The organism is Paenibacillus paeoniae, from assembly GCF_003388735.1.
Classification (GTDB): domain Bacteria; phylum Bacillota; class Bacilli; order Paenibacillales; family Paenibacillaceae; genus Pristimantibacillus; species Pristimantibacillus paeoniae.
This window is the reverse complement of the sequence record NZ_QUBQ01000002.1, coordinates 17,156-42,544: the sequence shown is the minus strand read 5'-3', so window position 1 is coordinate 42,544 and position 25,389 is coordinate 17,156. Positions and strand designations below refer to the sequence as shown.

The window sequence follows — 25,389 nt, the reverse complement described above, 5'->3', positions numbered from 1 at the left end:
GATCTATGATAGGATTAAGTATTAGCACTTGAATAGTTAAGGAGGTCTTGCGGATGAGCGCGATAGACCGGATATTGGATAAAGCCTTGAGTGGCAATAGATTAAGTCTGGAAGACGGGATGGAATTGCTCGCTTCCGATCAGATCGAGAAGATGGGACATGTAGCTAACCAGGTGATGCTGAGAAAGCATCCGGAGCCGATTACGACGTTCGTGGTTGGACGCAACGTCAACTATACGAACGTATGTGACGTATATTGCCGATTCTGCGCCTTTTACCGTGCGCCAGGCTCGAAGGAAGGCTATGTGCTGGATGACGAAGTCATTTTAAATAAAATTCAAGAAACGGTCGATGTTGGTGGTACCGAAATATTGATGCAAGGCGGCACGAATCCGAATCTTCCATTTACGTATTACACGGATTTGCTTCGCAAAATTAAAACTCGCTTCCCTGACATTACGATGCACTCCTTCTCGCCAGCCGAAATTCAGAAGATGAAGGTGGTCTCGGACGGATTGTCGCTGGACGAAGTGATTGCTCAGCTTCATGAAGCGGGATTGGATTCCTTGCCGGGCGGCGGGGCGGAGATATTGGATGATCGCACACGCCGGAAGATTAGCCGGATGAAGGGTCCATGGCAAGACTGGATGGACGTTATGAACTCTGCCCATCGCCACGGTATGAATACAACGGCAACGATGGTATACGGCTTGGGTGAAACGATAGAGGAGCGCGCGCTTCATATGCTGCGCATCCGAGATGAGCAAGATAGGGTGTTGGCGAATAATTATCCGACACCGGGCTTCCTTGCCTTCATATCTTGGCCGTTCCAACCGGACAATACTAACCTGAAGCTGGAGAAGGCGAAGCCGGAGGAATATCTTCGTATTGTCGCGGTTAGCCGCATGATGCTGGACAATATCAACAATTTCCAGTCGTCTTGGGTGACGATGGGACCGGAGATGGGGAAACTAAGCCTGTCTTACGGCTGCAACGACTTTGGCAGCACCATGATCGAAGAGAACGTCGTATCCGCTGCCGGTACAACGCATAAAGTGAACATTGACCTTATTCTTCAATTAATTCGCGAAGCGGGCAAAATTCCGGCTCAGCGTGATACCAAATACAACATTCTTCGCATGTATCATGAATCGGAGAAGGCGGAACGCGACTTTATTATGCAAAACTAGTGTGAACGATAAGGGAACACAGGACAATTACACAGCGAATAACAGCGCCAGTGTATCATTATTCCAATTGGAGGACTAATGATACACTGGCGCTTTTTGTCGTCGGGCAGAGATGTTTATTACAATTGAAAGGTAATGAAAAGTCATGGCTGACTCATATAAAATATGGTAAATTAGGAGTATTGGACTAGGGGAGGATTTAGACTTGAAAAAAAGATGGCTGCCTATTCTATTAATTGTTTTTGTTATTCTGGCTTTTACAGTACCCACAACTGAAGATTACAATGAGGCTCTGAAAAATAAAATTAAAAAGGAAACCGGAAACCATATTTTAGTCAATGTTGGGGTGAGTTTACTTGGAGATGTCATGAACACTCTAATTGATACCTCAACTAGTTGCCAGAAATACGTCGTGATCAGGGCTTGTGAAACTAAAATAACAAACTCAGATCGATTCAAGAGTATCGGACTCCTTAATTATTACATATTTTATTAATCAAACGGATTTCATCAAAGAGCAACCTCCATCAGCAGACGGATTTCTTAAATGCTCTATGATCCCATTATAAAGTATTGTATGATATTGAGAATCAATATCATACAATACTTTTCTTTTTACAGGTATTCTTTTCGATAGGGTGATAGCTATGCAAGAGGACAAGTCAAAGATGCTTGCGGCGGATGCTATGTTGTTTAAGCTTGAAGAGATCCGTCTATTGAATAAGGAAGAATATATCCGATTGGGAAAAAGCATCCTCACTTTACATACACTGCTGCTTGTAAGCGGGGGCAGCGGTGTGTGCGGAATTAATGGAGACAGCATAAAGATAAGTCGCGGTACCTGCCTTGTACTGACGCCTGGAGTTCTGTTGGAGACCAGTGCGGAAGAAATCAGGGAGGTCCAAATCTATCTCATTACCTTCTATGTATATGATGCCTCAGAGCCCTTCCGTATTGAACAAGGAGAACTACCTTGTCGTCAGGTTGTTATGGTTCCTTCTTATTCTAGATTAGAAGAACTCGCTCTCCATATGGTTCAGCACCAGCAGAGGTCGAATACATGGGACAAGCTCAAAGCGAATATGTGGTTTCAGGAGCTCCTGCTCGATTTATTGTTCGGAGAGATCGCCCGACTAGGTCAGATAGGCCAGTCGCGGCGGTCGTTTTTATTTCTCCTGTCGTTCGCCTCATGCCAAACTCTTCTTTGTATATACGTTGCCTGCGGGCCATATACTGTAACGGAAGGAAAGGGGTGAGCGCATGGATTTGTTCAGAATCGCATTGCCAAATGAGGAATCAGTCGACAGCTTGCATACGTTGTTACAGGAACAAGTAGATGCTGATTTACATAGGTCGGCCAAGGGCAGCGGTCAACCGCTCGTTCAGTTTGTGAAGGAGCCGGAAGCCGTAAGATGTATCGCCCAACTGCCGCATTTTCAATTGAAGACGGACGGCCCTTTCTTCTATAAAGCATCCGCCAGCGCAATCGCGGAGTATGTTGTGAGCCAGATGGAACCAGACCTATTGTCCAGCATAATCGGGAAAAAATATCGGGGCAACCCATCCATGGATGCTGTTCTGATCCAGAAGTATTGTTACGATCTTCTGCACGGCAAGGAATGGGAGGGACTGGGCAGTCGCTTCCAGGAAGCGGATCGGGCTAGACGTAAGGGCAAGATCGCCGAGGAAATCGAGAAGTTCCTCGAAGTTGAGAATGATCTCAATATAAGCGGCTTATTAACCTTCCGCTTGCGCGCCTATCGCAATGAGCTTACGGAAATTGTGGAGTATGCGCTGGATGAATATGTACTGGATAAGCAGTACCAGGAGTTTATTTCACTGCTCAAATATTTTGTGCAGCTGCAGGAGTCGAAAGTGCCGCTTGTCCATTTGCTGCACAAAGGCGGGCATGATTTCACCCTATACAATGAAAGCTTCCAGCCGCTGGAGGCTAAGCCGCCGTCAGATCGGATTGTAGCGGAGATGCTGGAGACCGAGATGAATATCGAAGATATGGTCATCAGCTCTTTAATATCCGTATCTCCCAAACAAATCATGATTCATACGCGCCATCCCGAGATGCAAGTCATTCGGACGATCGAGACGATCTTCGATAGCCGGGTGAAAGTATGCGTGAAATGCCCGTCCTGTTCCAGTACACTGGATGAGTTGATACAACCCTAAGAAGGGATGCTTGCAAAAGCGCCCTTGACCATTCTCTCTTATCGGTCTATAATGATGCTCATATACGTTGCAACAGCCATGACAAGAGTCATGTGTTTGCCAGATGCGCTTGGACCAGAGAGAGGAATTCGTGCTGAAAGTTCCTTCCTAGACGCGGGCAGATGTACCTCTCTTGTAGCTGTATGGTTGAACCTGCGTTGCTCTTGGGCAACAGCAGCAGTAAGCCATACCGGATATCTCCGTTACCAGATACGTACGAGGACTGCCGTCTTGTTTTATAATGGAGATGGTTCAGTTGAAGTAGGGTGGAACCACGAGCTGACAAGCACTCGTCCCTTTTGCGGGACGCGTGCTTTTTTTGTTGCGCTCTCGCTGCTTCGCTTGCAATAGACGAATTGGGAGGATGAAGTGAAATGAGCATTAAAATTACGTTGCCAGACGGCGCTATTCGGGAGTATGAAGCCGGCACAACGATTGAAGACGTAGCGGGTTCGATCAGTACAGGACTTAAAAAAAATGCGATTGCCGGCAAAATCGACGGTAAAGTCGTTGATGTATATAGCCCGATCGAGCAGGATGCGGCGATTGAGATCGTAACCGTTGACTCTGCGGACGGCCTTGAAGTATACCGCCACAGTACAGCGCATTTGCTGGCACAGGCGCTTAAGCGTGTCTATGGCAATAAGGACATTAAACTAGGTATCGGTCCCGTTATCGAGGATGGCTTCTATTACGATATCGACATGGAGCAGTCGTTGACACCAGACGATCTGACAGCCATTGAGAAAGAAATGAACAAGATTATCGGCGAGAACCTGGAGATTCGCCGCAGAGTCGTTAGCCGCGACGAAGCGCTGGCTATCTTTACTGAGCTTGAGGACAACCTCAAGTTGGAGCTAATTCGCGACTTGCCGGAGGATTCGGAGATTACGCTGTATGATCAAGGCGAGTTCTTCGATCTATGCCGTGGTCCGCATCTGCCATCAACTGGCCGGATCAAAGCTTTTAAATTGCTTAGCGTAGCGGGTGCTTACTGGCGCGGCGATTCCAAGAACAAGATGCTTCAACGTATTTACGGTACTGCTTTCCCTAAGAAAGCACAGCTCGACGAACATTTGCATTTCCTTGAGGAAGCGAAGAAGCGCGACCACCGGAAGCTGGGCCGTGAGCTGAAGACGTTCACGTTCTCCCGTGAAGTAGGTCAAGGGTTGCCGCTATGGCTGCCAAATGGAGCTAAAATCCGCAGAACGATGGAACGCTACATCGTCGATCTGGAAGAACGTCTTGGTTATGAGCATGTCTATACACCTGTACTGGCTAATGTAGAGTTGTACAAAATTTCCGGGCACTGGGATCACTACAATGAAGATATGTTCCCGACTATGGTAATGGACAACGAGGAATTGGTGCTTCGTCCGATGAACTGTCCGCATCATATGATGGTATTCAAGAGCGACATGCGCAGCTATCGCGATCTGCCGGTTCGTATCGCTGAGCTGGGCACGATGCACCGCTACGAGATGTCGGGTGCGTTGACTGGCTTGCACCGCGTTCGCGCAATGACACTGAACGACGCACACATCTTCTGCCGTCCGGATCAAATCAAAGAAGAGTTCGCGCGTGTTATTAATTTGATTCGCAAGGTTTATGAAGATTTCGGCATTAAGGAATACCGCTTCCGCTTGTCCTACCGTGATCCGCAGGATACCGAGAAGTACTTCCAGAATGACGAGATGTGGGAAATGTCCCAACGTATGCTGCGCGAGGTTGTTGAGGAGCTTGAGCTTCCGTTCTTCGAAGCAGAAGGCGAAGCGGCTTTCTACGGGCCGAAGCTTGACGTTCAGATCAAGACGGCGCTGGGCAAGGAAGAGACACTGTCCACCGCACAGCTTGACTTCCTGCTGCCGGAGCGCTTCGAGCTTGAATACGTCGGGGAAGACGGCAAGAAGCACCGTCCGGTCGTTATCCACCGCGGCATTATTAGTACAATGGAGCGCATGACCGCATACCTGCTTGAGAACTTTGCAGGCGCACTGCCGCTATGGCTGTCTCCCGTACAAGCGAAGGTCATTCCAGTATCCACTGCTTACGAATCCTACGCTCGTCAAGTGGCCGAGCAGCTGCAGGAAGCGGGAATCCGTGTGGAGAGCGATTTGCGCAATGAGAAGCTTGGATACAAGATTCGTGAAGCGCAGCTTGAGAAGGCTCCATACATGCTCGTCGTTGGCGAGAATGAAATGCAATCCGGTTCCGTATCCATCCGCAAGCGCGGCGAGGGTGACATCGGAGCGAAATCCATCGCTGAATTAATTCAATATCTGCAAGGCCAAATCGCGGCTAAGGAATAACAAGCCGCACAATTAGCGCATAAAGCTTGAACGATCGGGGCAATATTCTTCTGAGGAGGAGTTTGCCCAGATGGTTACAAGCTTTTTTCTTTGTGCAAGGAAATGGATGTTGATGCTCATGTTCCTGGCGATAGTGGAAGTAATTGGAGCATCGATCGCCTATAGCGCGCCAATTCAATCTGCAAGCAGTTATCGCCCTGAGCAATCCCATACTACAGCTACTGCTGCATTGGATGTCATAGAAGTGGTGGCAACCGGCTATACGGCAGGCGTGGAGTCGACAGGAAAACGTCCCGGCCATCCCGGATATGGCATTACGTATTCAGGCGTCAAGGTTAGACGGGACCAGGTTTCAACCATTGCGGCTGATCCCAAGCAATTCCCGATCGGGACATTGCTTTATATACCGGGCTATGGCTACGGAGTAGTAGCCGATACGGGTTCCGCCATCAAAGGGAACCGTATTGATCTATATTTCGAAACCATTAAAGAAGTATATGAGCAGTGGGGCAAGCGCAAGGTTGAGGTTCAGGTGCTGAGGCGTGGAAACGGCAAGTTAACCCAGTCATGGCTGAACGGAATCAACCAAGCGATCGAAGTTGGCAAGCCGATTCCCCAGTCTTACCTCGAATCGTAATTTCTGTATAAGAAGCCGAACGCTTGCCATACTATAGGTGGACGGGGAGGTGAAGACCATGACCAATAAAAACAAAAACAAAGCAGCACAAAATCAAAACAATAAGCACAACGCTGAATTTGCTGAAGAGTTCAACCAAAATAATGCTACCAACAATCAATCTGCTAATCAAAACGAGAACCAAGCCGCTCAGAATAATCAAAACCAACAATAAGGTTAGATTATATGACATCATGCTTCAAAAAAGAAGGGAAACCGACACTGGTTTCCCTTTTCTTTTGTCTAATACTGGATTATAATGTAGGGAAAATTCACATAACCCACTTGGAGAGGGGCGGTTTTACCGTCATGCGTGCTGCAGCCCAATGGTTTTCCCGAAATACAGAAGGTGAATGGAATAAGACGGAGCAACAGGAGAAGATGACAACGCTGCTTCATGAATCGGTTGTCATCTCTGATCAATTGAACGCTGCTGTGGATGAGGTGGGTGGCGCTATTCATCATCTCTCGGATGTCGCCGACCGGTCGGCAGCTCAAGAATTGGCGCTCCGAAGCTCGAGCGCCGGAGCAATGAGTCGTATGGAGGAAGCATTCTCCGCCCTTCAGGAGGTTGCATCCGCCGCAGAAGAGATAAGCGGGGCTTCATCCAATTTAAAGGCTAAGAGTTATGAAGCGAAAGAAATTGTACTCGACGTCAGCCAATCCCTGCAGGCTACCAATGAAGTGATGAGTCAACTGATCATTCAGAATCAAGCCATGGACGCGCATATCCGTGAGCTGATTGAACAGATGTCCCATGTCAGCGAGATGAATGCTCTTATTCATCAGATTGTATCTCAAACTTCCTTGCTGGCGCTCAATGCTTCCATCGAGGCCGCACATGCCGGAGAGTACGGCAGAGGATTCGCAGTGGTTGCCGATCAAATCAAGAAGCTTGCCGAACAAAGCGGAGAGGCGGTCAGACGCTCGTCCGGGGTCGTAGAGCAAATCGAGCTTGGCGTCAAGCAAGTCATTCTTGCGGTCGATGAAGAGAAGAGTTCTGTAGAACGCGGAGCTTCGGAGATGAAGTCAACGAAAGCCAGAATGGCTGTCATTCTGAGCAAAATTTCCGAGGTGGACGAATTGGCTGGCGGTACTGCAGTAGCTAGTGCCAGACAGACGGAGCATATGTCCAATATGACCAGCATGCTGAAGGAAGTTGTAGAATCAGTGGACGAGACGGTCCAGAGCATTGACGAAACGCTAAAAATGACCCAACAGCAGAGAGAGCAGATTACTAAGCTTGGCAAAATTAAAGGCAATCTGGGCCGTTCATCCGGTGAACTTGTAAAAGCGATCGACAATGTGGGTATCAAACATACGATTAATAAGGCAATGGGCAACGTTGCTGCTCTCCAGCAATGGCTGAAGCAAGCGGCTGCCGACAATCGGTTGCGATCGTTGAAGGAAGACGAGCATCAGAAGCTATTGACCGAGCTTCTACGCTCCAAGTCGGATATTGAGGCGATTTGGTCGAACAGGAAGGATGGCTCCTTTATCGTGTCCTTGCCAGAGGCTGGATTGTTGAACGCAAAGGGGAGACTATGGTGGAAGCAGGCAATAGCCGGGCATGCCTTCCAATCTGATATTTATGTCTCTGCGATTACCAAGCAACTGTGCATGACGATTTCCGTTCCGATTCATGATGAGAACGGTGAGACGATTGGTGTCATTGGTGCGGATATGTCGATTCAATAGAACCCCCTACCGTCATTGCCTGGGCAACGGCGGTATTTTTTTGGTCAAACTATTTTCCATAAAATTACTTTCATATCGGTCTAGAGACTGAGATGAAGTTCAATCGGCCGTCCCTTATGGAGAGACGGGCAATCAGGTATACTTAGCATATAAATTGAAGGGCATAGGAGTTGGCGACATGAATGGAAACTTCGCAAGCCGGTTGCTGACCGGACTTGTTATCATTTCGTTGGGTGTAGCATTTCTGCTTAGGCAGCTCGGTTATTTGGATTTTAGCATTGGAGATGTGTTTTCGACCTTTTGGCCGTGTATCCTCATTTATTTCGGCTTGACGCAGATGATGTCTGGACGCGGCCACGGCGGCTCGGGCTCATGGGGTTTATTTATGGTCATGTTTGGTGCGATATTCCTTGGCACCAACTTGAATTTCCTTACGTGGTCCGTCAGGGATATTATTCCGTTTTTGATTCCGGTTGTCATCATATTCGTCGGACTTCGAATGATCTGGAGTCCCCGTAAGAAGAAGAAGCATTCGCCGCCTGCCGAGGATTGGCAGTCCTATCGTCCTTACCAGGACGAATCGCCGGTACCTCCGGCACCTCCGCTTCATCCCGACCCGACGGGAAGGGACGACTCTGACGAATATAACGGTCATAACAGCCACGGAAATTCGGCACAATCGAAAACGAAGCAGCATGAGTATGACAGCGATCCTTACGAAATGGATGATGGCTATAGCAAGCATAAAAAACGCAAATATTCCGGTTTCCAAGGTAGCGGACATAAGGAACATGTGGAATGGTGGAACCACGACGCTGGAACGATTAACCGATCCGGATTTATCGGCGATATTCACATGGGGCATGATTACTGGGAGTTGAAGCCGATGAACATTTCCCATTTTATCGGAGATACTGTTCTTGATTTGACTAAAGCACAGATTCCGTTTGGTGTAACCAAAGTTACGATTTCTTCCTTTATCGGCGATGTGAAGGTATATGTTCCGAATGACTACGAGGTAGGCGTGCAGGTTGTATCCAGCGCATTCATCGGGGATGTGAAGGTGTTTGGCCAGAAAGAAGGCGGTATATTCACAAACGTCAATGCGAAGTCCTCGCATTATGCGGACGCCGACAAAAAAATCAAGCTCATCGTCAGTACCTTTATCGGCGATACACGCGTGACGAAGGTAGGGTGAAGCTGGCATGATGGTTCGTTTCTTGCGGAGCGGCAAGTGGGAACTGATTGGCATGTTCGCCCTGTCGTCTCTCGTATCCGTATTGCTGGTCATGCTATTAGGGACAGTCATTGTCGGTCATCAATTTACATCATTTGAGCTTAAGCTATGGTCGGGCCTGCTTATCGTGTTAGTAAGCGGGGGATTCGGCTACTGGGCAGCGCAGCGATTCGGCCAAAGGCTGGATACGCTGCATTTGTCCTTGAAGCAGGCAGTGAACGGCAATTACGAAGTGCGCATTACGGAAGAAGGTCATAATTCTTTTGTGCCGCTCTATCGGGAGTTCAATGAACTGGCCGAGCAGATGGAAGAGAAGATGAAGCTGCTGCAGCAAATGGGCGAGGAAAAGGTGCTTATTGAAGCGGCTTCCAATGAAGCAGCCGTGCTGGAGGAGCGCAAGCGTATGGCACGCGATCTTCACGATACGGTTAGTCAGCAATTATTTGCGATTCATATGTGCGCTTCTTCCCTGCCAAAGCTTCAGCAAGTGGATGAAGAGCGGGCAAAGTCGGTGCTCGACCAGCTTATTCAAATGTCCAATTTGGCGCAAAAGCAGATGCGTAACTTCATCGCTCAACTGCGTCCGATGGAGCTGGAGGGCAGGACGCTTCAGGAAGCGCTGGACAAGTGGTTCCCCGATTATTGCCGTCAGAACGGCCTGCAAGGCTCATTGGAGTGGCGGCTGTCAGAGCAGCTTAGCGAAGCGAAGGAGCATCAGCTGTTCCTGATCGTGCAAGAGGCGATGGCGAACATCGTCAAGCATGCTGGAGCTACCAGCTGTACGTTAACGCTGGCAGATACGGAACGGCAAATCGTGATGATGCTCGTAGATGACGGGAGAGGGTTCAAAGCAGACGCGGTAAAGACGGGCTCTTATGGCTTGTCCACAATGCAGGAGAGAGCGCAGAAGCTGAGCGGCAACGCAGATATCGTAAGCAAGGTTGGCAGCGGAACAAGAGTGAAGGTAACGATTCCGAAAATATACCGGGGAGAGCAGAGCCGATGAATGGATCAGATACGATAAAGGTTATGATTGTCGACGACCATGATATGGTCAGAATTGGACTTCGCACCTATTTGATGCTGGAACCTAAGTTAGACATCATTGCAGAAGCGGGCAACGGCAGAGAAGCACTGAACTGGTTGGATAGCAGATCGGAAGAGGAGCGCCCGGACATTATATTGATGGACCTGATGATGCCGGAGATGGACGGGATCGAGACAACTCGCGCCGTAATCTCGAAATATCCTCATATGAAGATCGTGATGCTCACCAGCTTCTTGGAAGACGACAAGGTATACGGGGCGATCGAGGCAGGAGCGGTCAGTTATGTTCTTAAGACGGTATCGGCGGAAGAGCTGATCTATGCCATTAACGGAGCATTCAAAGGCATGCCGGTGATGACAACGGACGTATCGCAGGCGTTGACAAGAGGACTGCGGCAGCGAACGGCTCAGTCCGGCGATGAAGACTTGACGGAGCGGGAGAAGGAAGTGCTGCTCCTTATTGCGGACGGCTTGTCGAATAAGGAGATTGCAGAAGAACTTCATATTAGCATCAAGACGGTGAAAACACATGTCAGCAATTTGCTGATGAAGTGCGAGCTGGAGGATCGGACGCAGCTTGCGGTGCTCGCTCACCGCAAAGGCTGGGCGAATCGCGTCTAGCATAACGTAACTTGGCTGCGGGCATACTACCTTTTAGCAAATACGGAAAAAAAGGCTGGAGGTATGCCCGCATGATTCCGATCGCTTCGGAAGTGGAAGGCGTAGAGAAGAAATTTACAGAAATGCAGGTGCTGCTGGAAGAACAAGGCTTCACGCTTGGCGGCAATTGGGATTATGACGGCGGCTCGTTCGACCGTGCGCTCGATAATGAGAACAAGGTATGGCTTCGTATTCCGTTCCAGGTGACTGACGGTAATATCGACAGCGAGCTGTCGGAGAACAATGCCATCATTCGGTTCGCTACACCCTACGTGCTGCGGCATCTGTATCAAGAGGGCAATGATCCCGAGGCGTCCTTCCGGGTAGTGGGCGCGATGTTCGACCAGTTTCAATCGCCCTCCGATCCCGACGCTCCAGTAGATGATCGCTGGACGGAGCGGGCGAAGGAGATTATGAGCGAAGTGGATCGTTTGTTGAAACGCTGATCATAAAACAGCCAGTCCTGGATATTTTCCGGTGACTGGCTGTTTTATTTGTTCTAGGGCGTGTCTGAAAACCCATTTAGTGGCACCTTTCACCGCCTTTCCGCCCCCTGCTTCGTTCCGTTTGCTTGACGTACCCCCGGGTACGTCAAGCAAACGCGCCTTGCATGGAACGAAAATTCGGCAAAATTTGCTGCCCTCAGCGTTCTCAGACACACCCTAGTCCTTTTCAGATTGACTTGTTCTAGTATAGACACCTATATCGTATTAGAAGTAATATCGCTAGATCCCCACAGAAATTATAAATATGCTAAACTAATAAAGAGCCGCGAGGGATGCCTCCCCTGGCTCTTTCAATTTAAATGATGAATATTGACGAGCCCAAAAGTTATCTAAAATTCATGGTTTTTTAAGTTTGTTTTAAGGTAGAATGTGCATGATAGAACTAACAGATAAATGTGCAAGGAAATAGATTAAATGACATGCAATCGAACGGAGGAGAACGCATATGGATGATCAAAACAACAAAAAGGGATACGACGACTTTTTCAATCCGGGGGAGCCGAAGCGTCCAGACGATACGAACAATACGAACGAAGCAAATGATGCGAATGACCATGTCGGGGCAGCGGAACATGCTCACGTCCAAGAACAGAAGCCTTCTTACTATTATTCTTATGGTCCTACCGTCAATGAACCATCACAGTCTATTACTAGCGGGAATGGCTATGAACGAGCGGATGGATATGAGAGAGGGACGCCGCAACTGCCGCATTCTTATCCGCCTCAGATCAGACCGGTTCCACCAGCAGGCGGGAATGTGAAAAATGCTTTTCAAGTAAGGGAAAAGAAAGGCCCGACATTCAAATCGATGTTCCTGTCCTTTATGGCAGGCGTACTGGTCGTAGGCGGACTTATGTATGCGGCGGATACGCGCAACTGGTTTACGGGCAATGCGGTTGCAACGCAGTCGGCAGGCAGCGGCGCAGGTTCGGGAACGACGGTAAGCGGCAGTGGTGCAGGCAGCGGATCGAACGTTGTAGCTAGACCCGACAATATCGCTCAGCTCTTCGAGCAGGCAAGCCCGGCTGTGATCAAGATTGAGACCTATGCGAAGGCAAGGACGAACAACGGCGGCAACAGCCTGTTCAACGATCCGTTCTTCAGACAGTTCTTTGGCGACAATTATCCGGGAACACAAGCGCCGAGTGAGGAGAAGGGCGGCGAGCTGCAACAATCCGGCATCGGCACCGGGTTCTTCTTCGAGGCTGACGGATACATTCTGACGAATCAGCATGTGGTCGGTCAAGCCGACGAAATTCGGGTTACGGTACAAGGCTATGACAAACCATTCAAGGCAAAGCTACTGGGCTCAAGCTATGATTTGGACTTGGCTGTGCTGAAGATTGAAGGGGATAAGGCATTCCCGACACTGTCGCTTGGAAGCTCCGATGATATTAATATTGGCGACTGGGTAGTGGCAATCGGCAATCCTTACGGATTTGATCATACGATTACAGCAGGCGTGCTTAGCGCCAAAGAACGTCCAATCGATATCCCTGACCAGCAGGGCGAGCGCAATTACAAGCATTTACTCCAGACGGACGCTTCCATTAATCCGGGCAACTCCGGCGGACCGCTTCTGAATGTGAAGGGTGAGGTTATCGGCATTAATACGGCAGTTAGCTCGCAAGCCCAAGGGATTGGTTTTGCGATTCCGACCAGCACGATTACAGAAGTGCTGGACAGCTTGAAAAACAACACTGAGGTACCTAAAGAAGCGGCACCGTTCATCGGGGCAGAGCTATACGATGTAACGGATGAAATGGCGAAGCAGCTTAAACTTGAAAAAACGGAAGGTTCGCTAGTGAAAAGCGTTTATTACAATTCACCAGCCTACCTGGCAGGACTTACGCAATTCGACGTTATTATGGGCGTAGAAGGTAAAAAGATGTCTTCTTCGGCAGCGCTGATTGCTGATATTAAATCCAGAAAAGTCGGCGAGCAGGTGGAATTCAATATTATCCGCCAAGGAAAAGAGATGAACTTGAAGGTCGAAATCGGCGATAAAAACGTATTTGGATTAGAATAACCAACTGCTGCTCAACTAGCGAACAAGGCGCAGAGTTTCGACTCTCTGCGCTTTTTGTTCGGATGAAAGGATTATGCCCATGAGACCGCATATCGTAGTCGTGGATGACGACGAGAGAATTATATCGATGCTGCGCAGAAGCTTGGCTTTCGAAGGTTATGAAGTGACGACGGCATCTAACGGAGCCGAGGGTCTGAAGACTCTTCTGAATGTCGACCCCGATTTAATCATACTGGATGTCATGATGCCTAAGATCGACGGATGGGAAGTATGCCGACGCGTTCGCGAAAGCGGCAGCACTGTGCCGATCATGATGCTGACGGCAAAGGATGATGTGATCGACCGGGTGAAGGGGCTTGATCTGGGTGCGGATGATTACCTGGTGAAGCCGTTCGCGCTGGAAGAGCTGCTGGCGAGAGCCAGAGCGCTGCTTCGTCGCAAATCGGACAAGCTGGATGAGACCAGCAGCCATCAACTTAGCTTCGAAGATCTGGTTCTGGATATGGACGCGCGCGAAGCGATTCGCTCAGGCCGTCGCATTGAGTTGACGAGCAAGGAATACGACCTGCTGCTGCTTTTTATGCAAAATCCAAGAAGGGTTCTGACGCGTGACGCCATCATGGAGAAGATATGGGGGTTTGACTTTAGCGGCGAATCCAACGTGCTGGAGGTATATATCGCCATGCTGCGGCAGAAGGTAGAAGAAGGTGGCGGAAAACGGGTTATTCAGACCGTTCGCGGTACGGGCTACGTGCTCAGGGGGGAGGCAGGATAGAGGAATGTCCATTCGGCTTCGTCTGACCTTGTGGTACTCCGGATTGCTGGCGATCACTTTGCTAGTGTTCGGCGTCAGCGTCTATTTGTTTGTGAATTGGAATACGTACAACGACTTGAAAGTTATGCTCAAGAAGCAAAGCAGTCAAGTGAATGTCAATGCCAGTCTTCTAATGTTAAAAGATAGAGATATCTTGAATTTGAGGCTGAATGGCGAAAGCCGGCTGCTGGATAAAGATACATTTGTTCAGCTCGTCAATTATCACGAGAAGGTTATTGATCAATCTCCAAATTTATCGCAATTAGGGGTTAAGATCTCATATCCCGATGAGAAGAGCAAGCCGGAAGAGGGGTATTATAAGCGAGTCATTGAAGTAGGAAAGACTAAATATGATTTGTTGACGTACCAAAGGCTGATTCCTTCCCCTATATCGGATGGACAAATAGTCGGCCTGCTCCAGGTTGGCGTTTTAACCTATAATGAAGACAAATATTTGTCCGGCCTGCGCAACACACTTATTTCTTATTCCATTCTTATCGTTATTATTGCCTTTACAGTAGGTATGCTCATCGCTCGTCAGGCGCTTCGCCCAATCGGGCGAGTGATCGATGCCACGCAGCAGATCGAGAAGGGCTCTGATCTGAGTATGCGAATCCCTTCAGAGGGACCAAAGGATGAGGTAGGTGTGCTTGTCGATACGCTTAACTCCATGCTCTCGCGGCTGGAGACGGCGTATAATGAACTCGATGACGCTTATAAAGCGCAACGGAGATTCGTCTCCGATGCTTCTCATGAGCTTCGTACGCCGCTGACGACTATACGCGGCAATATCGATTTGCTGGAGAAGATGTGGTCTCGTGCCAAAGAATCAGGTGAATCTATGGGGACAGACGGTCTCATGCTGACGACGGACCATTGGCAGATGTCCAGTGAAGCGATGTCCGACATTGCGGCGGAATCACGGCGAATGAGTACACTCGTCGGCGATTTGCTGGCGCTGGCGCGCGCGGATGCGGGTTACGTGATGGAGAAGGAGCAGCTGCAATTGCTGCCGCTGACGGAAGAAGTGGTAAGAAGAGCGCAGCTTCTGCCTCGAACGGCAGAATGGCAGATGGGCGACTTATCCAAGCTGGTTGGGGTGCCGGTATACGGCAATTATGATTACCTGCAACAGCTGTTGTTTATCTTTATCGAAAATGCATTCAAATACACATCATCCGGGCATGTGGAGTTAAGCTCTGTCCGTACCGCTACTTATGTCGGTTGGAGAATTCAGGATACGGGCATCGGTATGGATCCGGATGAGATTCCGCATATTTTTGACCGTTTCTATCGCGCTGATGAATCACGTGGTGTTACTGTCGGAACGGGCCTAGGATTATCCATTGCCAAGTGGATATTGGATGAACATGGAGGCTCGGTTGAAGTGGTTACGCTGGAGAATGAAGGGTCTACATTCACGATTTGGCTGCCGATAGACTTTTCCGAGCGGGATGATTCGTCTATAATAGTAGAAACGGACCCGAACCTAAGCTAGCGATCGCGTAACGGAGGTTCGTCAGAAAGCAGGTGCAACGGATGGAAATCGTGAAAATATCGCCGAGAGGCTACTGCTATGGCGTGGTCGACGCTATGGTGCTTTCATTGCAAACGGCCAAAAATCTGGATTTGCCTAGACCGATCTATATTTTGGGTATGATTGTTCATAATGCTCATGTAACGGAAGCGTTCGAGAAAGAAGGCGTTATTACGCTTGACGGTGCGAATCGTCTTGAAATATTGGATCAAATCAATGAGGGCACTGTCATTTTTACCGCTCACGGTGTATCGCCTGAGGTGCGCGAGCGTGCCCGGCAGAAGGGCTTGTCCGTCGTGGACGCGACTTGTCCGGATGTCACGAAGACGCATGATCTCATTCGGGAGAAGACAGCGGCGGGCTATCATATTATTTATATCGGCAAGAAAGGCCATCCAGAGCCGGAAGGAGCGCTTGGCGTCGCTCCGGACATGGTTCATCTCATTGAACGGGAAGCGGAGATTGATGAGCTGGAGATTACACACGACAAAGTCATCATAACGAACCAAACGACGATGTCGCAATGGGATATCCGCCACATTATACAGAAGCTCCAGGAAAAGTATCCCCATGCCGAAGTGCATAACGAGATCTGTCTGGCTACTCAGGTACGCCAGGAAGCTGTTGCAGGTCAGGCGGGTACGGCTCAGCTCTGCATCGTTGTTGGCGATCCGCGGAGCAATAACTCTAATCGTCTGGCGCAAGTATCTGAAGAGATCGCGGGCGTGAAGGCATACCGTGTATCCGACGTCAGCGAGATCAAAGGGGAGTGGCTTCAAGGGATTGACCGCGTAGCTGTTACGTCCGGCGCCTCGACGCCGACGCCAATTACGAAGGAAGTCATCACTTATTTGGAGCAGTATGACTATCGTGACTCTTCTACCTGGGAAATCAAGCGGACCGTCAATATGAACAAGCTCTTGCCTAACATACGCGTGAAATCTACAGTCAATACGGAATCGTCCGTATAGTGTTACGAATTTAGACGAAATTAGATCGCTCAAAGGTGTTGACGTTGAGCGATTATTTCGGTATATTTACTTTAGCGATTAAAAGCATAAAAGCTTAAAAGCCAAAAAGCTTAAAAGCGCGAAAGAAAATAATGGCAATGACCTAAAGATTGCCACATTGAACAATTGAGGAGAGATGGACATGATCGTCATTACAAAACATAACATCGCTGATGAGCGAATTAATGAGATTGTCGCATATATCGAGAACACGGGCGTGCAAGCACATGTATCCAAAGGAACCGACCGTACAGTTATCGGCATCATCGGGAATGCTGAGCCTACTTTGGCCGAGCATCTGCGTCAGATGAAAGGCGTAGACAATGTCATTAAAATTTCGAAGTCCTACAAGCTTGCAAGCCGGGATTTCCACCCGGATGATACCATCATTGACATTAAAGGCGTCAAGATTGGCGGCAGCAACCTGGTTGTCATGGGCGGCCCATGCGCCGTCGAGACGCCGGAGCAGATCGACGAGATTGCAAGATTGGTGAAGGCGGCAGGCGGTCAAGTTCTTCGCGGCGGGGCATTCAAGCCGAGAACAGGACCATACAGCTTCCAAGGCGTTGGCGTAGAGGGACTAGTGATGATGGCGGAAGCGGGCAAGAAGCATGGTCTCTTGACCATTACGGAAGTGATGACGCCGGAATACGTGGACGTATGCGCGGAATACGCAGACATCCTGCAAGTCGGAACGCGCAATATGCAAAACTTCGATCTGCTGCGCAAGCTGGGTACGATCAAGACCCCTGTCTTGCTGAAGCGCGGTTTCAGCTCCACTTACGATGAATTCCTAAATGCGGCGGAATACATCTTGGCAGGCGGCAATCCCAATGTCATGTTGTGTGAACGCGGAATCCGAACGTTCGAGACTTACACAAGAAATACGCTTGATCTTAGCGCAATTCCGGTGCTGCAATCGCTTAGCCATTTGCCTGTCATCTCCGATCCAAGCCATGGTACGGGCAGACGTGAGCTGGTAGAGCCGATGACAAAAGCATCGGTTGCAGCCGGAGCGAACGGTTTGATTATCGAAATGCATACCGATCCTGATAATTCCATGACAGGAGATGGCGTCCAATCGCTGTTCCCGGATCAATTTGCAGCTTTGCTGAAAGACCTTGCCTTGCTCGCTCCGATCGTTGGCAAAACGTTCGATACGGAGAAAGCGCCGGCTGAAGCCTTTAAGGAATGGAAAATCGTATAACCATTGCATAACCCGAAATTTCGCGTCCCGCCTGCTCTCCCAAGCAGGCGGGGCTATTTTGTATGCAACGAAAACGCTATCATTGTGAACAACTGTTCAAACTTGTAAGTATACCTGACATGGGAATAAAAAATACCTGACATAAGTATTGACGGAGTGGAAAGCTGAGTTTTATAATAACAACAAGATTCGGAGCAATTATTGAACAATAAACGCTCATACACTAGTTAATGTTCGGAAATGGAGGAAATTTAGATGTCAGTTCAAAAAGTTTTGGAGCAAATTAAAGAAAACAACATTCAATTCGTAGATTTCCGTTTTGTGGGTCTCTCCGGTGGCGCGCATCACATCACGTTACCTTCTACAGAGGTGGACGCTGATACTTTCGTGAACGGCGTTGCTTTCGACGGTTCCTCGATCCCTGGTTTCCGCGGTATCGAAGAGTCCGATATGGTTATGATGCCTGACACTGAGACAGCTTATGTTGATCCTTTCACTAGCCATCCTACTTTGAACATTATGTGTAACATCCACACTCCAGATGGACAGCGTTATGATCGTGATCCGCGCAGCATCGCTCAAAGAGCGGAAGAATACCTGCAAACGACAGGTGTCGGCACGACAGCATTCTTCGCGCCAGAATCCGAATTTTTCATTTTCGACGATGTTCGCTACGAAAGCTCGATGAACACTTCGTTCTTCTCGGTTGATTCCGAAGAAGCGGCTTGGAACACAGGTCGCAAAGAAGAAGGCGGCAACCTTGCTTTCAAAATTCCGGTAAAAGGCGGTTACGTTCCAGTAGCTCCGGTTGACTCCCAACAAGACATCCGCAGTGAGATGGTACGCGTGATGCAAGAATCCGGCCTGCGCATTGAGCGTCATCACCATGAAGTAGCAACAGCTGGCCAAGCGGAAATCAACTTTCGTTTCGACACTTTGACAAAAACGGCAGATAACCTGCTTAAATACAAATACATCGTGCAAAACGTAGCTCGTCAATGGGGCAAAGTGGCAACTTTCATGCCAAAACCACTGTTCGGCGACAACGGAAGCGGCATGCACGTTCACTCTTCCATCTTCAACGGCGACACTCCTTTGTTCTACGATAACAAAGAGTACGCTAACCTGAGCAAGCTGGCTATGAGCTACATCGGAGGTATCCTGTACCATGCTCCAGCTCTGATTGCTATTACAAACCCAAGCACGAACTCCTTCAAACGTCTGGTTCCAGGCTACGAAGCGCCAGTTAACTTGGTATTCTCCAAAGGCAACCGTTCCGCTGCAGTTCGTATTCCAATCGCAGCTGTTACGCCTAAAGGCTGTCGTATCGAGTTCCGTACACCGGACTCCACAGCTAACCCTTACCTGGCATTCGCAGCTATGCTGCTTGCAGGTCTTGACGGCATCAAGAAAGGTCTTGACCCGATCGCACTGGGCTACGGTCCTTTCGACAAAAATATCTACGATCTGCCAGAAGAAGAGAAGAAAGAAATCCGCAGCGTTCCAGGCACACTGGACGAAGCGCTTGACGCTCTGGAAGCGGACTCCGGCTTCTTGACAGAAGGCGGCGTATTCTCCCAAGACTTCATCGACAACTATGTGGCACTTAAACGCCAAGAAGCAAAAGCGGTGTCCATCCGTGTTCATCCGCATGAATACAGCCTCTACTTCGATTGCTAATCACAATTGGGATAGAAGAAAAACGAGCCCATCCAGGCTCGTTTTTTCTTGCCCACTTAGAAATGAATGTTCTAAATCCGAATAATTTATTAAGTATTTTATAAATATGTTCGACTTTTCTGCGAAATTGTCCGGAATCTACTTGATGCAGGCGTGCAAACTTGCTATCATAGCCATATCATATACAAAGATTGAAGAGGTGGGATGGGAGAATGGCTAGAGCTTATAACTTTAATGCAGGTCCTGCGGCGATTCCGCTCGAAGTTCTGCAGCAAGCGCAAGAGCAATTTGTCGATTACCACGGTGCCGGTATGTCTATTATGGAGATGTCTCACAGAAGTCCTCTTTATGAGGGCGTGAATAACGAGGCGCAGACGCTTATGCGTGAATTGTTCGGGATTCCGGACAACTACAAAGTGTTGTTCCTTCAAGGCGGAGCCAGCACGCAGTTCGCAATGCTTCCGATGAACCTTCTTCGTCCGGGCCATCCAGCCGCTTACGTACAGACAGGCGCTTGGGCTGACAAGGCAATTAAGGAGGCGAAGCTGATCGGGGATACGGTTATCGCCGCTTCGACAGCATCCGACAGTTTTATGCGCATGCCTAGCTTGTCCGAAATTGAAGTTCCTGCCGGGGCATCTTACTTGCATCTAACCTCTAATGAAACGATTGGCGGAACCCAGTTCCATGAATTCCCGTCGACAGGAGACGTGCCGCTGATCGCGGATATGTCCAGCGATATCTTGAGCCGTCCGATTGATATCAGCCAATTCGGCGCGATCTATGCAGGCGCTCAGAAAAATCTGGGTCCTTCGGGAGTGACGGTTGTTATCATCCGCGAAGATTTGGTCAAGGAAGGGTCGAAGTCGATTCCTGCCATGTTCCGTTATGAGACGCATGCGAAGGCGGATTCGCTTTACAACACGCCACCATCCTTCGCAGTTTATATGGTAACTCTCGTATTGAAGTGGATCAAGGCAAGAGGCGGCGTCGCTCAGATGGAGCAATACAACCGCGACAAGACGAAGCTGATCTATGATGCGATCGATCAAAGCGGCGGTTACTACAGAGGCTGTGCTCAACCGCAAAGTCGTTCCCTGATGAACATTACGTTCCGTCTGGGCAATGAGGAGCTAGAGAAGCAGTTCATTAAAGAATCCGAGCAGCTTGGTTTCGTTGGATTGAAGGGGCATCGTGACGTAGGCGGTTTGCGTGCTTCGACATACAATGCAGTTCCGCTCGAAAGCTGTCAGGCGCTCACGCAGTTTATGACTGATTTCCAGAAACGCAACGGGTAGTTAACGATAAATAGACCGCCCTTCCCTCGCCGTGCAGGCGAATGGGAGGGCGGTCTTTCGTCATGAGTTCTACTTCGTTACGCCAGCGAGGATTCGTTAGCCGCGCTAGGACCGTGCATCTTGTATCCGACGTTGCGGACAGTCATAATATATTCAGGTGAGCGGGCATTCTTCTCCAGCTTATCGCGAAGATGGCTGATATGGACATCCACAATTCGCGTATCTCCGAGGAAGTGGTAGTCCCATACGCCATGCAGCAGCTGTTGGCGGCTTAACACTTTGCCCTTATGCTTCGACAAGAACAGCAGAAGCTCGAATTCTTTTGGCGTAAGGTCGATAAGCTTCCCATCCATAAAAACTTCGCGCTGATCAACATGAACAGAAAGTCGGCCAATGGCGATTTGTGTCTCGTCGGTTGCTCCCGGTATTGTCTGCAATCTGCGGAACAGGGCTCCAATACGGGAGATCAGCTCCTGCGGGCTGAACGGCTTGGTCATATAATCGTCGGCTCCGTTATCGAGTCCCGTGATTTTGTCGGTAATATCCTGCAGGGCGGTCAACATAATGATCGGGACGCCATTGTTCTGCTTCCGTAATTCCCGGCAGACCTGTATTCCGTCCATCTTGGGCAGCATAAGGTCGAGAACGATCAGATCAGGGCGGAACGGCTTCAGCATATCGAATACGGCTTCGCCGTCGCTCACGCAGCGCACTTCGTAACCCGCAAGCTTTAAATTGAATTCGATTAACATGGAGATGGAAGGTTCGTCATCCACGACCAGTATCTTTTTTCGCATCAAATTATCTCCTTTGCCTCCTAGTATACGGTATAGTATGAGGGAAGACGTTTCGCACTAGATTAACCGTACGTAAAGCGAATGTAAAATTATAGCGCTCATAAAGGTGGGAACAAACAGCAATGGCATTTCATATCGTGCTTGTCGAGCCGGAAATTCCGGCGAATACAGGCAATATCTCAAGGACTTGTGCCGCTACAGGCACGCATTTGCATTTGGTCAGACCACTTGGCTTTGACACAGATGACCGGACGCTGAAGAGAGCGGGGCTTGATTATTGGCATTCGGTTCATATTCATTACTATGACAGCTTTCAAGAAGTGCAGGACAAGCATCCGGAGGGCAGATTCTTCTATGCGAGTACAAGAGCGACGAAGGTCTATTCGGAGTTCAGCTATAGAGACGGTGACTTTTTCGTATTCGGCAAAGAGACCAAAGGGCTGCCTCAAGAGCTGATTGATGTCAATTTGGACACTTGCATCCGTATGCCGATGACAGATAATGTCCGTTCTTTGAATCTATCCAACTCTGCGGCGATCGTCGTTTATGAGGCTTTTAGACAGACTGGATTCCCAGGATTGCAATAGTTGCCTGAATTTTAGAAATTAATTTTGCCGGAAGGAAAACCTGAGAGTATGTCGAAATAGTAATATTGCAAAGGTTTCTCAAGCTACTTACAAAATAGACACAAAAGAGGTGAATATGATGAAACCAGCAGGCGTTGTTAGAAAGGTAGACCAGCTAGGACGTATTGTTCTTCCGAAATCGTTGCGTAAACGCTACTTGATGAACGAGGGGGATCCCGTTGAAATATTCGTTCAAGGCGATCACATCATTCTGGAGCGTTACCGTCCGAAATGCGTATTCTGCGGTTCCATGAACGAAGTTCGTGAGTTCAAGGAGCGTTATGTATGCGGAGAATGTATGGAAGAAATGGGATATTTGAAGCGCTAGTCGTTGCAGCGGGCCGAACGCTGTAGGCGATTCTACCGCTAAATGACGAAATGAAGCTTCCAGCCTTAAGCAATTGCTTAGGGTGGAAGCTTCATTTGTTTCTAAATGACACAAGTATCGAGTGATACAGGTGCGTGCTGCTTACAGACCTTTTGATTTGTCGTCGTTGTAAGAGCTCGTTAGAATGGCGGTAATGAACAGAATAAACACGGTCATCACGATCAAAAAGTTCATGTATTCGACACCTCCAATTAACTAGCTTTATTATAACCAACAAGTTTCGAAAAGAAAACTTTAAATGTTGTGAACACATTGTTACCATATAGGATATGAGTAGTAGAAGATGGACTTCGGCGGGAAGCTCCGTAAGCAAGCTACATCCATAGAAAACGTTTGAAGGAGCGAAAGATATGGAATACCGTTTTTCATCCAGAGTATCGCAGCTGAAGTCATCGGCTGTTCGTGATATTCTGAAGCTGACACAAGGCAAGGATATGATATCGTTCGCGGGCGGTCTGCCGGCTGAGGAACTATTCCCGGTACAGGCTGTGCGAGAGGCAGCCGGACGTGTGCTCGATCAAGGAACGGGGGCGCTGCAATACGGATTAACGGAAGGGTATTTCCCTCTTAGAGAACAGTTATCCGAGCGGATGGCGGCCAAAGGTATGAGCGTGACGCCGGAGGAGATGATTCTCACTACCGGCTCTCAGCAAGCGATCGATCTGCTTGTAGGCGTATTGACCGAGCCAGGAGATACGATTCTGGTGGAGCGGCCGACTTACTTGGCCTGCTTGCAGGTATTCGCCCTCCATGGTCTCAACGTGGTGTCCGCGGAGAGCGATGAGTTCGGTATGGTGCCGGAATCAGCGGAAGAGCTTATTCGTAAACATAAGCCCAAGCTTATATACGCAGTTCCAACCTTCAGCAATCCCACTGGCCGCGTATGGAGCCTAGAGCGCCGCAAAAGGATGCTAGGGTTGGCCAAGCAATATGAGTTGCTTATTATTGAAGATGATCCATATGGAGATATTAAGTTCAACGAAGAGAACTATCCCTCCTTGTTTTCTCTTGGGGGCAGTGCTCAAGACAATCCGGTGCTGTATACCAGCACCTTCTCCAAGACAGTAGCGCCGGCCCTCCGTACAGGCTGGGCAGTCGGCGACAGCCGAGTCATAGGGATGGTGGCTAAGGCGAAGCAAGCGGCAGATCTTCAGTCGAGTACGATGGATCAGCAAATCTTAAGCCAGCTTCTGAGTGGATTCGATCTGGATGCGCACATTGCGCTCATCTCCCGTGAATACGGGGAGCGAATGAATGAGATGGATACGCTATTGAAGCGGGAAGCCTTGCCTGGCCTAAACTGGGTAACGCCTCAAGGCGGTATGTTCCTATGGGTTGAGCTGCCGGATGGCCTGGACGCGGAGACGCTGCTGAAATGCGCTGTTCAGAAGGGCGTAGCCTTTGTGCCAGGAAGCTCTTTCTATGCGGATCAGCCGATGCGCAATACGGCTCGTCTGAATTATACGTACAACAAAGGCGAGCGCACGGTGCAAGGCGTGGCTCGCCTGATTGAAGCGATTGGGGAGTTCACGGCTCGTAGCTAGTGATGAATTCCGCAATCACATCCCTATATTGAGAAAGTGCCTCTACGCCCTGCGGAAGCAGGGCGTATTTGCCGCGCTCGACTCGCTGGAACCAGCCGTAATAATTGCTTCTCAGCATGTCGCCGCTTTTGCCAATGCCGGTTGCCGCAACTAGCTCGCGCGGAGCAGAGGGGCCCTTCATATGCAGGACGTAAGCGCATTTGAGCGCCTTTTCGCGATAAGCGGTTACTAGCTTCCTACCGGTGCTCCCACCTACGTTATAATCACCGCTTCGTTCCTTGAATTCCATCAGCAGCTTGCTGCGCTTGCGATGGCGCGCGCCGCGAACGGGCGGTTCGCCAGGCTCGCATAATACATCAATAACAGGTGATTTTGTCTTGTAGAAGGTGACAGTCATTAGTCCAAGTCCAAGCATGCGGCATAACTCTGTCAGATCGCCGAAGCGCTGGTTATGGGCTCCGCTTTTTTTGCGATTCCTCTCCACGGCAAGCATCACATCGCCGCTAAGGCGCAGACGTTCAATTCCTTGCAGGAGCAAGGCGAGATTGAACGTTTTTTTCATTTCTACAAGGATAGTTTCATCCCGTTCCGGATGAATGGCCACAAGATCGCAATGCATCACTTCGGCTTTCACGGTATATCCACGCTGCTCGTAGAACCGTTTGATCGGTATGTACATTTCTTCTTCCAATTGAACAGCCAAGCATAACTCTCCTCTCCCTGGACGTGGCTTAGCTCTGGTGCACCTATTATACCAAAGGACATGGGGCGCTTGTCGATATTTGCAGGACGGCGGGATAAAATAGTGGTCAATTTCCGCTTGGTATAAGCATAGGTATGTAATACTTCAAAAAAATGAGGGCCTTAAGGTTAGCGCATGGAATGAATCCCGAGCGGAGAGGAAATAGCGTAT

Annotated in this window: 24 protein-coding genes; 22 read left to right on the top strand and 2 right to left on the bottom strand. The window is 49.1% G+C overall.

Features of this window, described 5'->3' with window-relative positions; all coding sequences use genetic code 11:
• The first annotated feature begins 53 nt into the window (after positions 1-53).
• From mqnC to serC, 19 genes are all read left to right on the top strand, one after another.
• A complete protein-coding gene (mqnC, locus tag DX130_RS12645) occupies positions 54-1,190 on the top strand; it encodes a cyclic dehypoxanthinyl futalosine synthase (RefSeq protein WP_116046012.1) in 1,137 nt (378 codons plus the stop codon).
• Positions 1,191-1,395: 205 nt separating this feature from the next.
• A complete protein-coding gene (locus DX130_RS12640) occupies positions 1,396-1,686 on the top strand; it encodes a hypothetical protein (protein ID WP_116046010.1) in 291 nt (96 codons plus the stop codon).
• A gap of 151 nt (positions 1,687-1,837) precedes the next feature.
• Positions 1,838-2,446 (top strand): hypothetical protein, encoded by a 609-nt coding sequence (locus DX130_RS12635; RefSeq protein WP_116046008.1) that lies wholly within the window; start codon positions 1,838-1,840, stop codon positions 2,444-2,446.
• 4 nt (positions 2,447-2,450) lie between these two features.
• Positions 2,451-3,374 carry a putative sporulation protein YtxC gene (locus DX130_RS12630; RefSeq protein ID WP_116046006.1) on the top strand — a complete coding sequence of 308 codons (924 nt, stop codon included), beginning with the start codon at positions 2,451-2,453 and terminating at the stop codon, positions 3,372-3,374.
• A 413-nt stretch (positions 3,375-3,787) separates the two neighbouring features.
• Positions 3,788-5,722: a threonine--tRNA ligase gene (thrS, locus tag DX130_RS12625; RefSeq protein WP_116046004.1), complete on the top strand. Its 1,935-nt coding sequence runs from the start codon at positions 3,788-3,790 to the stop codon at positions 5,720-5,722.
• Positions 5,723-5,792: 70 nt separating this feature from the next.
• Positions 5,793-6,359, top strand: coding sequence for a 3D domain-containing protein (locus DX130_RS12620; protein ID WP_206098819.1), 567 nt, complete (start codon positions 5,793-5,795; stop codon positions 6,357-6,359).
• Positions 6,360-6,417: 58 nt separating this feature from the next.
• Positions 6,418-6,573: a hypothetical protein gene (locus tag DX130_RS26460; protein WP_165861263.1), complete on the top strand. Its 156-nt coding sequence runs from the start codon at positions 6,418-6,420 to the stop codon at positions 6,571-6,573.
• A gap of 134 nt (positions 6,574-6,707) precedes the next feature.
• Positions 6,708-8,096 (top strand): methyl-accepting chemotaxis protein, encoded by a 1,389-nt coding sequence (locus tag DX130_RS12615; RefSeq protein ID WP_116046003.1) that lies wholly within the window; start codon positions 6,708-6,710, stop codon positions 8,094-8,096.
• Positions 8,097-8,274: 178 nt separating this feature from the next.
• Complete coding sequence (gene liaF / locus DX130_RS12610) at positions 8,275-9,294, top strand: cell wall-active antibiotics response protein LiaF (RefSeq protein WP_116046001.1); 1,020 nt, start codon at positions 8,275-8,277, stop codon at positions 9,292-9,294.
• 7 nt (positions 9,295-9,301) lie between these two features.
• Complete coding sequence (locus DX130_RS12605) at positions 9,302-10,339, top strand: sensor histidine kinase (RefSeq protein ID WP_116045999.1); 1,038 nt, start codon at positions 9,302-9,304, stop codon at positions 10,337-10,339.
• The gene (locus DX130_RS12600; RefSeq protein WP_116045997.1) at positions 10,336-11,001 is read left to right on the top strand and encodes a response regulator; all 666 of its coding nucleotides are present in this window, start codon (positions 10,336-10,338) and stop codon (positions 10,999-11,001) included. The genes DX130_RS12605 and DX130_RS12600 overlap by 4 nt, the downstream gene beginning before the upstream one ends.
• Positions 11,002-11,072: 71 nt before the next feature.
• Positions 11,073-11,486 (top strand): YugN family protein, encoded by a 414-nt coding sequence (locus tag DX130_RS12595; protein ID WP_116045995.1) that lies wholly within the window; start codon positions 11,073-11,075, stop codon positions 11,484-11,486.
• A gap of 505 nt (positions 11,487-11,991) precedes the next feature.
• Positions 11,992-13,575: a trypsin-like peptidase domain-containing protein gene (locus DX130_RS12585; RefSeq protein WP_116045991.1), complete on the top strand. Its 1,584-nt coding sequence runs from the start codon at positions 11,992-11,994 to the stop codon at positions 13,573-13,575.
• A 79-nt stretch (positions 13,576-13,654) separates the two neighbouring features.
• On the top strand, positions 13,655-14,350 hold the full coding sequence (locus DX130_RS12580) for a response regulator transcription factor (RefSeq protein ID WP_116045989.1): 696 nt from the start codon (positions 13,655-13,657) through the stop codon (positions 14,348-14,350).
• Positions 14,351-14,354: 4 nt separating this feature from the next.
• Entirely contained in the window at positions 14,355-15,887 is a 1,533-nt protein-coding gene (locus DX130_RS12575; protein WP_116045988.1) for a sensor histidine kinase, read from the top strand.
• Positions 15,888-15,928: 41 nt separating this feature from the next.
• Positions 15,929-16,897 carry a 4-hydroxy-3-methylbut-2-enyl diphosphate reductase gene (locus DX130_RS12570; RefSeq protein WP_116045986.1) on the top strand — a complete coding sequence of 323 codons (969 nt, stop codon included), beginning with the start codon at positions 15,929-15,931 and terminating at the stop codon, positions 16,895-16,897.
• Positions 16,898-17,078: 181 nt separating this feature from the next.
• On the top strand, positions 17,079-18,143 hold the full coding sequence (gene aroF, locus DX130_RS12565; RefSeq protein ID WP_116045985.1) for a 3-deoxy-7-phosphoheptulonate synthase: 1,065 nt from the start codon (positions 17,079-17,081) through the stop codon (positions 18,141-18,143).
• Positions 18,144-18,398: 255 nt separating this feature from the next.
• Positions 18,399-19,823: a type I glutamate--ammonia ligase gene (glnA, locus tag DX130_RS12560; protein ID WP_116045983.1), complete on the top strand. Its 1,425-nt coding sequence runs from the start codon at positions 18,399-18,401 to the stop codon at positions 19,821-19,823.
• Positions 19,824-20,035: 212 nt separating this feature from the next.
• Positions 20,036-21,121, top strand: a complete 1,086-nt coding sequence (serC, locus tag DX130_RS12555) for a 3-phosphoserine/phosphohydroxythreonine transaminase (RefSeq protein WP_116045982.1) — start codon at positions 20,036-20,038, stop codon at positions 21,119-21,121.
• A gap of 77 nt (positions 21,122-21,198) precedes the next feature.
• On the opposite strand, the gene DX130_RS12550 is transcribed toward serC, so the two are convergent.
• Positions 21,199-21,918, bottom strand: coding sequence for a response regulator transcription factor (locus tag DX130_RS12550; RefSeq protein ID WP_116045980.1), 720 nt, complete (start codon positions 21,916-21,918; stop codon positions 21,199-21,201).
• A gap of 122 nt (positions 21,919-22,040) precedes the next feature.
• On the opposite strand from DX130_RS12550, the gene trmL reads away from it, so the two are divergent.
• The 3 genes from trmL (at position 22,041) to DX130_RS12535 (ending at position 24,476) form a co-directional block, all read left to right on the top strand.
• A complete protein-coding gene (gene trmL, locus DX130_RS12545; RefSeq protein ID WP_116045978.1) occupies positions 22,041-22,505 on the top strand; it encodes a tRNA (uridine(34)/cytosine(34)/5-carboxymethylaminomethyluridine(34)-2'-O)-methyltransferase TrmL in 465 nt (154 codons plus the stop codon).
• Between the two features lie 118 nt (positions 22,506-22,623).
• Entirely contained in the window at positions 22,624-22,872 is a 249-nt protein-coding gene (locus DX130_RS12540; protein WP_116045976.1) for an AbrB/MazE/SpoVT family DNA-binding domain-containing protein, read from the top strand.
• A 410-nt stretch (positions 22,873-23,282) separates the two neighbouring features.
• Complete coding sequence (locus DX130_RS12535; protein ID WP_116045974.1) at positions 23,283-24,476, top strand: aminotransferase-like domain-containing protein; 1,194 nt, start codon at positions 23,283-23,285, stop codon at positions 24,474-24,476.
• On the opposite strand, the gene DX130_RS12530 is transcribed toward DX130_RS12535, so the two are convergent.
• On the bottom strand, positions 24,460-25,179 hold the full coding sequence (locus DX130_RS12530) for a DUF2161 family putative PD-(D/E)XK-type phosphodiesterase (RefSeq protein ID WP_116045972.1): 720 nt from the start codon (positions 25,177-25,179) through the stop codon (positions 24,460-24,462). The two genes, DX130_RS12535 and DX130_RS12530, sit on opposite strands and share 17 nt — an antisense overlap.
• Positions 25,180-25,389 lie beyond the last annotated feature (210 nt).

What these genes read in the sequence shown, in the direction of transcription:
- DX130_RS12540 (WP_116045976.1), top strand. Translation starts at nt 22,624, where the DNA reads ATGAAACCAGCAGGCGTTGTTAGAAAGGTAGACCAGCTAGGACGTATT.
- DX130_RS12585 (WP_116045991.1), top strand. Translation starts at nt 11,992, where the DNA reads ATGGATGATCAAAACAACAAAAAGGGATACGACGACTTTTTCAATCCG.
- DX130_RS26460 (WP_165861263.1), top strand. Translation starts at nt 6,418, where the DNA reads ATGACCAATAAAAACAAAAACAAAGCAGCACAAAATCAAAACAATAAG.
- DX130_RS12570 (WP_116045986.1), top strand. Translation starts at nt 15,929, where the DNA reads ATGGAAATCGTGAAAATATCGCCGAGAGGCTACTGCTATGGCGTGGTC.
- DX130_RS12575 (WP_116045988.1), top strand. Translation starts at nt 14,355, where the DNA reads ATGTCCATTCGGCTTCGTCTGACCTTGTGGTACTCCGGATTGCTGGCG.
- DX130_RS12580 (WP_116045989.1), top strand. Translation starts at nt 13,655, where the DNA reads ATGAGACCGCATATCGTAGTCGTGGATGACGACGAGAGAATTATATCG.
- DX130_RS12595 (WP_116045995.1), top strand. Translation starts at nt 11,073, where the DNA reads ATGATTCCGATCGCTTCGGAAGTGGAAGGCGTAGAGAAGAAATTTACA.
- mqnC (WP_116046012.1), top strand. Translation starts at nt 54, where the DNA reads ATGAGCGCGATAGACCGGATATTGGATAAAGCCTTGAGTGGCAATAGA.
- aroF (WP_116045985.1), top strand. Translation starts at nt 17,079, where the DNA reads ATGATCGTCATTACAAAACATAACATCGCTGATGAGCGAATTAATGAG.
- trmL (WP_116045978.1), top strand. Translation starts at nt 22,041, where the DNA reads ATGGCATTTCATATCGTGCTTGTCGAGCCGGAAATTCCGGCGAATACA.
- DX130_RS12535 (WP_116045974.1), top strand. Translation starts at nt 23,283, where the DNA reads ATGGAATACCGTTTTTCATCCAGAGTATCGCAGCTGAAGTCATCGGCT.
- DX130_RS12600 (WP_116045997.1), top strand. Translation starts at nt 10,336, where the DNA reads ATGAATGGATCAGATACGATAAAGGTTATGATTGTCGACGACCATGAT.
- DX130_RS12630 (WP_116046006.1), top strand. Translation starts at nt 2,451, where the DNA reads ATGGATTTGTTCAGAATCGCATTGCCAAATGAGGAATCAGTCGACAGC.
- DX130_RS12615 (WP_116046003.1), top strand. Translation starts at nt 6,708, where the DNA reads ATGCGTGCTGCAGCCCAATGGTTTTCCCGAAATACAGAAGGTGAATGG.
- thrS (WP_116046004.1), top strand. Translation starts at nt 3,788, where the DNA reads ATGAGCATTAAAATTACGTTGCCAGACGGCGCTATTCGGGAGTATGAA.
- DX130_RS12620 (WP_206098819.1), top strand. Translation starts at nt 5,793, where the DNA reads ATGGTTACAAGCTTTTTTCTTTGTGCAAGGAAATGGATGTTGATGCTC.
- glnA (WP_116045983.1), top strand. Translation starts at nt 18,399, where the DNA reads ATGTCAGTTCAAAAAGTTTTGGAGCAAATTAAAGAAAACAACATTCAA.
- DX130_RS12605 (WP_116045999.1), top strand. Translation starts at nt 9,302, where the DNA reads ATGATGGTTCGTTTCTTGCGGAGCGGCAAGTGGGAACTGATTGGCATG.
- liaF (WP_116046001.1), top strand. Translation starts at nt 8,275, where the DNA reads ATGAATGGAAACTTCGCAAGCCGGTTGCTGACCGGACTTGTTATCATT.
- DX130_RS12550 (WP_116045980.1), bottom strand. Translation starts at nt 21,918, where the DNA reads ATGCGAAAAAAGATACTGGTCGTGGATGACGAACCTTCCATCTCCATG.
- serC (WP_116045982.1), top strand. Translation starts at nt 20,036, where the DNA reads ATGGCTAGAGCTTATAACTTTAATGCAGGTCCTGCGGCGATTCCGCTC.
- DX130_RS12635 (WP_116046008.1), top strand. Translation starts at nt 1,838, where the DNA reads ATGCAAGAGGACAAGTCAAAGATGCTTGCGGCGGATGCTATGTTGTTT.